Origin of the sequence: Kitasatospora sp. NPDC059817, assembly GCF_042731835.1 — a bacterium.
In the GTDB taxonomy this organism is placed as follows: Bacteria; Actinomycetota; Actinomycetes; order Streptomycetales; family Streptomycetaceae; genus Kitasatospora.
In genome coordinates this window covers 1-8332 of the sequence record NZ_JBHWIR010000251.1, presented here as the reverse complement: position 1 = coordinate 8332, position 8332 = coordinate 1, and the positions used below count along the sequence as shown (strand labels likewise).

The 8332-nt window shown below is 72.4% G+C and carries 10 protein-coding genes; 8 read left to right on the top strand and 2 right to left on the bottom strand.

Going from position 1 to position 8332, the window contains the following annotated elements; genetic code table 11:
- Positions 1 to 76 precede the first annotated feature (76 nt).
- The gene (locus tag ACFV61_RS32370; protein WP_380495540.1) at positions 77 to 2554 is read right to left on the bottom strand and encodes a Tex family protein; all 2478 of its coding nucleotides are present in this window, start codon (positions 2552 to 2554) and stop codon (positions 77 to 79) included.
- A gap of 167 nt (positions 2555 to 2721) precedes the next feature.
- On the opposite strand from ACFV61_RS32370, the gene ACFV61_RS32365 reads away from it, so the two are divergent.
- Both ACFV61_RS32365 and ACFV61_RS32360 read left to right on the top strand, forming a co-directional pair.
- On the top strand, positions 2722 to 3138 hold the full coding sequence (locus ACFV61_RS32365) for a PPOX class F420-dependent oxidoreductase (RefSeq protein WP_063347049.1): 417 nt from the start codon (positions 2722 to 2724) through the stop codon (positions 3136 to 3138).
- Between the two features lie 64 nt (positions 3139 to 3202).
- Positions 3203 to 4102, top strand: a complete 900-nt coding sequence (locus ACFV61_RS32360; protein ID WP_380495538.1) for an aminoglycoside phosphotransferase family protein — start codon at positions 3203 to 3205, stop codon at positions 4100 to 4102.
- A gap of 119 nt (positions 4103 to 4221) precedes the next feature.
- Here ACFV61_RS32360 and ACFV61_RS32355 read toward each other — a convergent pair whose 3' ends face one another.
- Positions 4222 to 4404 carry a hypothetical protein gene (locus ACFV61_RS32355; protein WP_380495536.1) on the bottom strand — a complete coding sequence of 61 codons (183 nt, stop codon included), beginning with the start codon at positions 4402 to 4404 and terminating at the stop codon, positions 4222 to 4224.
- Positions 4405 to 4429: 25 nt separating this feature from the next.
- On the opposite strand from ACFV61_RS32355, the gene ACFV61_RS32350 reads away from it, so the two are divergent.
- The 6 genes from ACFV61_RS32350 to ACFV61_RS32325 all read left to right on the top strand — a co-directional run bounded on the left by ACFV61_RS32350 (position 4430) and on the right by ACFV61_RS32325 (position 8286).
- A complete protein-coding gene (locus ACFV61_RS32350; protein WP_380495534.1) occupies positions 4430 to 5419 on the top strand; it encodes a Scr1 family TA system antitoxin-like transcriptional regulator in 990 nt (329 codons plus the stop codon).
- Positions 5420 to 5502: 83 nt separating this feature from the next.
- Entirely contained in the window at positions 5503 to 6003 is a 501-nt protein-coding gene (locus ACFV61_RS32345; protein WP_380487979.1) for a DUF6232 family protein, read from the top strand.
- Entirely contained in the window at positions 6000 to 6323 is a 324-nt protein-coding gene (locus tag ACFV61_RS32340) for a hypothetical protein (protein WP_380346055.1), read from the top strand. The genes ACFV61_RS32345 and ACFV61_RS32340 overlap by 4 nt, the downstream gene beginning before the upstream one ends.
- A gap of 80 nt (positions 6324 to 6403) precedes the next feature.
- Complete coding sequence (locus tag ACFV61_RS32335; RefSeq protein ID WP_380495531.1) at positions 6404 to 7075, top strand: TetR/AcrR family transcriptional regulator; 672 nt, start codon at positions 6404 to 6406, stop codon at positions 7073 to 7075.
- 67 nt (positions 7076 to 7142) lie between these two features.
- Positions 7143 to 7877, top strand: a complete 735-nt coding sequence (locus ACFV61_RS32330) for a tyrosine-protein phosphatase (RefSeq protein WP_380495529.1) — start codon at positions 7143 to 7145, stop codon at positions 7875 to 7877.
- 148 nt (positions 7878 to 8025) lie between these two features.
- On the top strand, positions 8026 to 8286 hold the full coding sequence (locus ACFV61_RS32325) for a hypothetical protein (protein WP_380495527.1): 261 nt from the start codon (positions 8026 to 8028) through the stop codon (positions 8284 to 8286).
- Positions 8287 to 8332 lie beyond the last annotated feature (46 nt).

Genomic DNA, 8332 nt, shown 5'->3' with positions numbered 1-8332 from the left:
GACGTCCACCGGCCCCGGCCGCGGCGGTCAGCCGCTCAGCGCCTCAGCGCCCCAGCGCCCCAGCCGCTCGGGCCGCTCAGCGCCGCCCGGAGCGGCGGTCACCCGAGGCGTCGCCGCCGGTCAGGCCCGCCCGGCGCAGCGCGTCCGCCATCGCACTGTTCGCCAGCGACGCGCCACCGCCGGAACCGCCCGAGCCGCCCGAGCCGCCCGAACCGCCCGAACCGCCGCCCTGGCCGCGCCGGTCCTGGCCGCCGCCCCGGCGCTCCTGGCGCGGCGGGCGGGCCTGTCGCTCGCCGCGCTCACCGCGCTCGCCCCGGTCACCACGGTCGCCGCCCCGGTCGCGACCGACCTCGTCGTCCAGCCGCAGGGTCAGCCCGATGCGCTTGCGCGGCACGTCCACCGAGACGACCCGGACCTTCACGATGTCGCCCGGCTTGACCACCTCGCGCGGATCCTTGACGAAGGTCCTCGACAGCGCCGAGACGTGCACCAGCCCGTCCTGGTGGACGCCCACGTCGACGAAGGCGCCGAACGCGGCCACATTGGTGACCACACCCTCCAGCACCATCCCGACCTCCAGGTCGCCGATCTTGTCGACGCCCTCCTTGAAGGTCGCGGTGCGGAACGCCGGGCGCGGGTCGCGGCCCGGCTTGTCCAGCTCGCCGAGGATGTCGGTGACGGTCGGGATGCCGAAGACCTCGTCGGCGAAGTCGCCCGGGCGCAGGGCCCGCAGCCGTTCGCCGTTGCCGATCAGCCCGCTCAGCTCCCCGCCGGTGGACGCCAGGATCCGGCGCACCACCGGGTACGCCTCGGGGTGCACGCTGGAGGCGTCCAGCGGGTCGTCGCCGTCGGGGATGCGCAGGAAGCCCGCGCACTGCTCGAAAGCCTTCGGGCCCAGCCGGGAGACGTCCTTGAGCTGCCGGCGGGTGCGGAACGGGCCGTTGGCGTCGCGGTGGGCCACGATGTTGTCGGCGAGCGTGCCGGTGATGCCGGAGACCCTGGTCAGCAGCGGCGCCGAGGCGGTGTTGACGTCCACGCCCACGGCGTTGACGCAGTCCTCGACCACCGCGTCCAGCGAACGGGAGAGCTTCACCTCGCTCAGGTCGTGCTGGTACTGGCCGACCCCGATCGACTTCGGGTCGATCTTGACCAGTTCGGCCAGCGGGTCCTGGAGGCGGCGGGCGATCGAGACCGCGCCGCGGATCGACACGTCCAGCTCCGGCAGCTCCTGCGAGGCGAAGGCGGAGGCCGAGTAGACCGAGGCGCCCGCCTCGCTGACCATCGCCTTGGTGAGGTTCAGCTCGGGGTGGCGCTTGAGCAGGTCCTCGGCGAGCTTGTCCGTCTCCCGGGAGGCGGTGCCGTTGCCGATCGCCACCAGGTCGACGTCGTGCTTCTTCGCCAGCGCGGCCAGGGTCGCGAGCGCGGCGTCCCACTTGTTCGCGGGCTGGTGCGGGTAGATCGTGTCGTACGCGACGACCTTGCCGGTGGCGTCCACCACCGCGACCTTCACCCCCGTCCGGAAGCCCGGGTCCAGGCCCATGGTGGCGCGGGTGCCGGCCGGCGCGGCCAGCAGCAGATCGCGCAGGTTGGCGGCGAACACCCGCACCGCCTCCTCCTCGGCCTCGGCCCGCAGCCGCGACCGCAGGTCGATGCCGAGCCGGACCAGGACGCGGGTGCGCCAGGCCCAACGGACGGTGTCGCCCAGCCACTTGTCGGCCGGGCGGCCGTGGTCGGCGATGCCGAAGCGGGCGGCGATCCGCCGCTCGTAGTCGTTCTCGCCGGGCAGATCGCCCTCCTCGCCGTCGTACGGCGAGAGGTCGAGGTCCAGCACCTCCTCCTTCTCGCCGCGCAGCATCGCCAGGATGCGGTGCGAGGGGAGCTTGGTGTACGGCTCGGCGAAGTCGAAGTAGTCGGCGAACTTGGCGCCGTCCTGCTCCTTGCCGCCACGCACGGTGGCCACCAGCCGGCCCCGGGTCCACATCCGCTCGCGCAGCGAACCGACCAGGTCGGCGTCCTCCCCGAAGCGCTCCACCAGGATCGCCCGGGCGCCCTCCAGCGCGGCGGCCGGCTCGGCGACGGACTCGTTCAGGAACCGGGCGGCCAGCGCCGCCGGATCCTGCGAGGGATCGGCGAGCAGCGTCTCGGCCAGCGGCTCCAGGCCCGCCTCGCGGGCGATCTGCGCCTTGGTGCGCCGCTTCGGCTTGAACGGCAGGTAGATGTCCTCCAGCCGGGCCTTCGAATCGGCGGCCAGCACCTGCGCGCGCAGCGCGTCGTCCAGCTTGCCCTGGGCCCCGATCGACTCCAGGACGGCCGCCCGGCGCTCCTCCAGCTCCCGCAGGTAGCGCAGCCGCTCCTCCAGGGTGCGCAGCTGGGCGTCGTCCAGGGAACCGGTGACCTCCTTGCGGTAGCGGGCCACGAAGGGCACGGTCGCGCCGCCGTCGAGCAGCTCGACCGCGGACTTCACCTGCCCGTCGCGAACGCCCAGTTCCTCGGCGATCTTGCGCTCGATCGCCTGCTGGGCCTGCCGGGCCACCTGTTCGACTGGCGTGGTCACGAAGCCGGTCACCTTCTCCTTCAGTGCTTTCGCCGTACGCCCTGCATTCTGGCAGGTGCCGGGGACAGCTCCCGGCCGCACCCGGGGCGGCCGGGCGTGGCGCCCTCCGCCCGCGACCCCAACCAGACTCAAGCAGTGCCCCGTTGCGCCTTCCTACGCTGACGCGCATGGACACCTCCCCCGCACTGGACGCCTCCCGCCCGCCGGACGCCGCCCGGCTGGACGAACTCGCCGCCGCCAAGTACCTGCTGTTCACCACCCACCGCAAGAACGGCACCCCCGTGCCCACCCCGGTCTGGGTGGCGCGCGACGGCGACGCGCTGGTCTTCACCACCGTCACCCGCACCGGCAAGGTCAAGCGGCTGCGCAACCGCTCCGACGTGCTGGTCGGGCCGAGCGACATCCGCGGCACCCTGCTCGGCGAGCAGGTCCCGGCCACCGCCGTCCTCGACCCCGGCCGCGCGCCCGCCTACCGGAAGCTGCTGCGCCGCAAGTACGGGCTGCTGTGCGCGATCGCGCTGACCGCGAACGTGCTGCGCTTCGGCAAGGGCGGGACGATCGGCGTGCGGGTCACGCTGAACTGAGGCCGGCCGTACGCATTCCGGGAATCCGCTGAAGGGCACCGATCCGCGCTGTACGCTGCCGGGCATGTGCGCTGCCACCCGGATGCACCCCGACGGACTGGTCATCGACGCGGCCCTGGTACGGCGGTTGATCTCCGCCCAGTTCCCGGACTGGGTCGGCCTGCCGGTCACGCCGGTCACCTCCACCGGGACGGACAACGCGATGTTCCGCCTCGGACCCGAACTCGCCGTCCGGCTCCCCCGGGTGGAATGGGCGGCCGGGGACGTCCGCCGCGAGAAGCAGTGGCTGCCCGCGCTGGCCCCCCGACTGCCACGGCCGATACCCGCCCCGCTCGCGGTCGGCCGGCCCGCCGCCGGCTACCCCTGGGAGTGGTCGGTGCTCCGCTGGTTCGAGGGCGCCAACCCGGTCGCCGGCGCCCTCGCCGCCCCCGGCGCACTCGCCCGCGACCTCGCCGCCTTCGTCAACGCCCTGCGCGCCGTCAACCCGGCCGGCGGCCCGGCCGGCCACCGCAGCGTCCCGCTCGCCTCCCGCGACGGCGCCACCCGCGCGGCCATCGCCCAACTCTCCGGAGCGGTCGACACCCACGCCGCAACCGCCCTGTGGGACAAGGCGCTTCGCCTCTCCGAGTACGCCGGCCCGCCCTCCTGGATGCACGGCGACCTCACCCCCGGGAACCTCCTGCTCGACCGGTCCGGCCGGCTCGGCGCCGTCCTCGACTTCGGCCTGATGGGCGTCGGCGACCCCACCGCCGACCTGATCGTCGCCTGGAACCTGCTGCCCGCCTCGGCCCGCCCCGCCTTCCGCGCCGCGCTCCACGCCGATGACGCCATGTGGGCCCGCGGCCGCGCCTGGGCCTTCTCCATCGCGCTGGTGACGATCCCCTACTACCGTCACACCAATCCGGGCCTCACCGCCAACGCCCGTCACGTCGTCCGCGAGGTGCTCGCCGACCGCAGCACCTGATCAGTCCGCCGCGAGGCCGGCGATACCGACGCAGACCCGCTGGGCGGCGTCGGGCGCGGCGCCGCCCTCGTCGACGAGGTCGAGCTCCCCCGGTTCGTCCAGCGCCGCTTCACCCTCGGCTACTGAGCGACGGGCGGGGCCAGCCGGGCCCACGAGCGGCCCTCGGCGGGGTCGTACCCCCAGGCGGCGCAGAGCCGCCGCACCAGCCGAAGACCCGGGCAGTCCGGCCCCGCGCGGCCGGACTGCCCGATGGCGGTGACCTCGATCCAGAGGCCGGCGGGGGCGGAGTACTCGAAGAGCACGTCGATGAGGTGGTGTGCGGGCGCCGTGTTCGGCGCGGTGCTGAAGCAGCTGAGAGAGTCGAAGGGGATGCCACAGGGCCAGCTGGCGGTCCTCATCCCGTGCAGCCGCCCGCACATCTCCCGCATCGAGGCCGGCACCCGCAACCCGCAGGAGGACTTCGTCCTCACGGCGGACCGACTGCTGGAGGCGGGCGGCCAGTTGATCGATCTCTGGAAGGAGATCGACTGGTACGCACGGGTGGAACACCCCGACTGGTTCCGACGCTACGCGGGCTACGAGAACAAGGCCTCGACGATCGGCGAGTTCCAGGTCCTCCGCATCTCAGGTCTGCTGCAAACAGAGGGGTACGCCCGCGCGCTGTTCAGCGGAGGCACCGCAGCAGGCAACTCCGAGCTGATCGAGGAACTGGTCGCGTCACGACTCGCACGCCAGCGTCGCCTCTTCGAGGAGGACGCCCCGCTCCTCATGGTCGTCCACTGTGAAGCCGCTATCCGCACGATGGTCGGCGGCCCTGAGGTGATGTACGAGCAGCTCGGACACCTGCTGGAGATGAGCCAGCGCCCGAACATCGTCCACCAGATCGCGCCCTTCAGCCTTGGCGAGCGGTTCCCGTTCGGCACTTTCGTCTCCCTGGTGACCTCACCCGAGGGCAGGACTCGGCTCTACTCCGAAAGCCTGGATCAGGGTCACTTCATCGATGACCCGAAGGAAGTCCAGCGCAGGCAGCGGACCTATGATCTGCTGCAAGCGGAGGCGCCGTCTCCCCGCGACAGCGCAGATCTGATCCGCAGCGTGAGAGAAGGACTTCTCAACATGATGCCCAGCAAAGCGACCGTCCCCTGGCGCAAGTCCAGCTACAGCGACAACAACGGCGGCAACTGCGTCGAGGTGGCGACCACCCACCCCGGGCGGCTCGTCCGTGACTCGAAGGACCCCGAGGGCCCCGTCCTCGACTTCAGCCCCGTCGCCTGGCAGTCCTTCATCGACGCCGTCCGCACCGGCCGCCTGCGCTGACGGGGGCTGCCACCAGCGGCGACCGTTGCTATGGTTCTCCCCGCCACTACGGGTAGGGGGACGACTTGGCACGCAGAAGCAGTGTGATCGACGTCAGAGTGAGCCGGCGGGTGCTGTGGGTGGGCGGCGACGCCTATCCGCTCCACAACATCGCCCGGGCCCGGCAGTTCCAGCTGCTGCCGCCCAAGCGCGCGCGGGTGATCATCCGGTTCGTCCGGCAGGTGATCGGCCTGCTGGTGGCCACCGCCCTCCTCGGTTCGCTGCTCGGGAGCGGCGCGAACCAGGAGACGACCAAGAACGTGATCGGCGTGGTGGCGCTCGCACTCTTCGCGGCCAGCCTCTACCGGCTGGTCAAGCGGCTGCAGATGCGCACGGTCTACCAGCTGATCATCGAGACCTCCAGCTCCTCGAACACGGCGGTGGTCAGCCACGACGCCCAGCAGGTCGGCAACCTGATCCAGCTGATCATGGAAGCGATCGACAACCCGCTGGCCGAGTTCGCGCTCCAGGTGGAGAACGTCCACATCGGCGACCAGATCAACCAGTACGGCGACCACAACACCGGAAAGAAGGTCAGCCTGTGAGCGGCGGCATCCACTTCGGGGACTCGGTCACCCAGCACGGCGACCACAACATCGGCATCATCAAGCACCAGGGCCCGGCCGACCCGCAGGCTGCGATGCGCGAACTCATCGCCGCCGTACGCCAGTTGCGCGAGCAGGTGCCGGCCGAGGACCGCGAGGTGCTGGACGAGTCGCTGGCGGACCTCGGCAACGGGCAGGCCACCCCGCCCGCCACCCTGCGCCGCGCCCTGCGCAACATCTCCGGCGTCGCCGCCCTCGCCGCCGCCGGCGCCCCGGTGGTGGAGTCGATCCGCCGCATCCTGGACTCGCTGAGCTCCTGAGCGGCGGCGGGCGGCCAGGCCCGAAAGTCATACCGGGTCAGAGACCTTCCTCAGTCAAGAAATCCTGCTAGCCTGACGCCATGAGCGGACTGCGGGAACGGAAGAAGGAGCGGACGCGGCGGGCGATCTCCGAGGCCGCGATCGCGCTCTTCCTGGAGCACGGCTTCGACCCGGTCTCGGTGGCGGACGTCGCGGCCGCCGCCGAGGTGTCGAAGCCGACGCTGTTCAGCTACTTCTCCACCAAGGAGGACCTGGTCGTCCACCGCTTCGCCGACCACCAGGACCAGGCCGCCGGCGTGGTCCGCGGCCGGGCGGCCGGCGAACCGGTGCTGGCCGCCCTGCACCGGGACTTCCTGGACGGGCTCGCCCGGCGCGACCCCATCACCGGGCTCAACGACGACCCCCGGGTCCTGGCGTTCAGCGATCTGGTGTACTCCACGCCGAGCCTGAAGGCCCGGGGCGCCGAATACCTCGCCCGCGCCGAACAGTCCCTCGCCCGGGCGCTGCACGAGGCCCCCGACCTGGCCCCGCCCCGGCGCCTCACCGCACCCCTCCTCGCCGCCCAGGTCACCGCCGCCCAGCGGGTCCTCGCCGAACACAACTGGCACCGGATCCGGGACGACGGCCAGACCGCCGACGAACTCCACTTCGAGGCCGCCACCAACGCCGACCGCGCCTTCGAACTCCTCACCGCCGGCTACGAAGGCGCCGCCGGGCACCCGGGGCCCACCGGGCGCCGGGGCCCCGCCTAACACGGAGGCCCCACCGGGCATCGGGGGCCCGCCGGCCCCACGGGCACCGCTGGTTAGAGTGCCGCGCATGACAATGCGTCAGCTCACCTTCGAACGGCTGCACAACTTCCGCGACCTGGGCGGCCACCCCGCCGCCGACGGCCGGTCCGTCCGCCGGGGCCTGCTCTACCGCTCCGACTCGCTCGGCAAGCTCACCTCGCCCGCCGACCTCGACCGGCTCCAGGCCCTCGGCGTGCGCACCGTGATCGACCTCCGCTACCCCTGGGAGATCGCCGCCAAGGGCCGGGTGCCCGACTACGAAGGGCTGGTCTACCACAACCTCTCGATCGAGCACCGCCCCTACGACCAGGCCGAGATCGACCCGGACGTCGACCCCTGGCGGTACCTCGCCGACCGCTTCGCCGAGGTCGCCGAGGACGGGGTGGAGGAGATCCGCGAGGCCCTGGAGGTGATCGCCGCCGCCGAGGAGCCCGTGGCCTTCCACTGCACCTCCGGCAAGGACCGCACCGGGCTCATCGCCGCCCTCGTCCTCACCCTGCTCGGCGTCTCCGAGGACGACATCGCCGCCGACTTCGCCCTCACCGAGCTGGCCACCCCGCACCTCATCGCCGAGTGGCACGCCGCCCACCCCGGCCGCACCCTGCGCTGGCCCGGCTACGGACGCGCCCCCGAGACGGTCATCCGCCTCGCCCTCGCCGACCTCGCCGCCCGCCACGGCTCGGTCGAGGACTACGCCACCGGCGCCCTCGGCCTCTCCCCCGCCCGGATAGCCGCCCTCCGCTCCCGCCTGCTCACGGCCTGACCTTGCCCGACGGGCCGTCAACGGCCAAGAAGGGGAAGGGAGTTCAGTCGAACACAGGTTGACCTAAACATGTCATGTCGCGTTGCCCCCGCCTCCGCCGCGCTGCCAGGATCGGGCCACTGCCCAGACGAACCAACGGGAGAAAACCATGAGGATGCGTTCCGTTCTGCCCGTCGCCCTGCTCGCCGCGGCCGGCCTGTTCGCCGGCGTCAACACCGCCTCGGCGGCGGGGTACCCCGGCTACCAGTGCTTCAAGACCGCCGACCGCGTCGAGTACTGCAGCGACGCCAAGGTCAAGAACCACACGGCGGGCTCCAACTGGATCAAGACCTGCCCGGCCGACGTCGTCGCGCACATGGGCAAGCCGTACATCGCGGCGAAGCGCCCCTCCGCAGCGCACAGCTGTTAGCACCGGGCGCCAGGAACACCGAGCCCGCCCGGCAGACGCCAGCCCG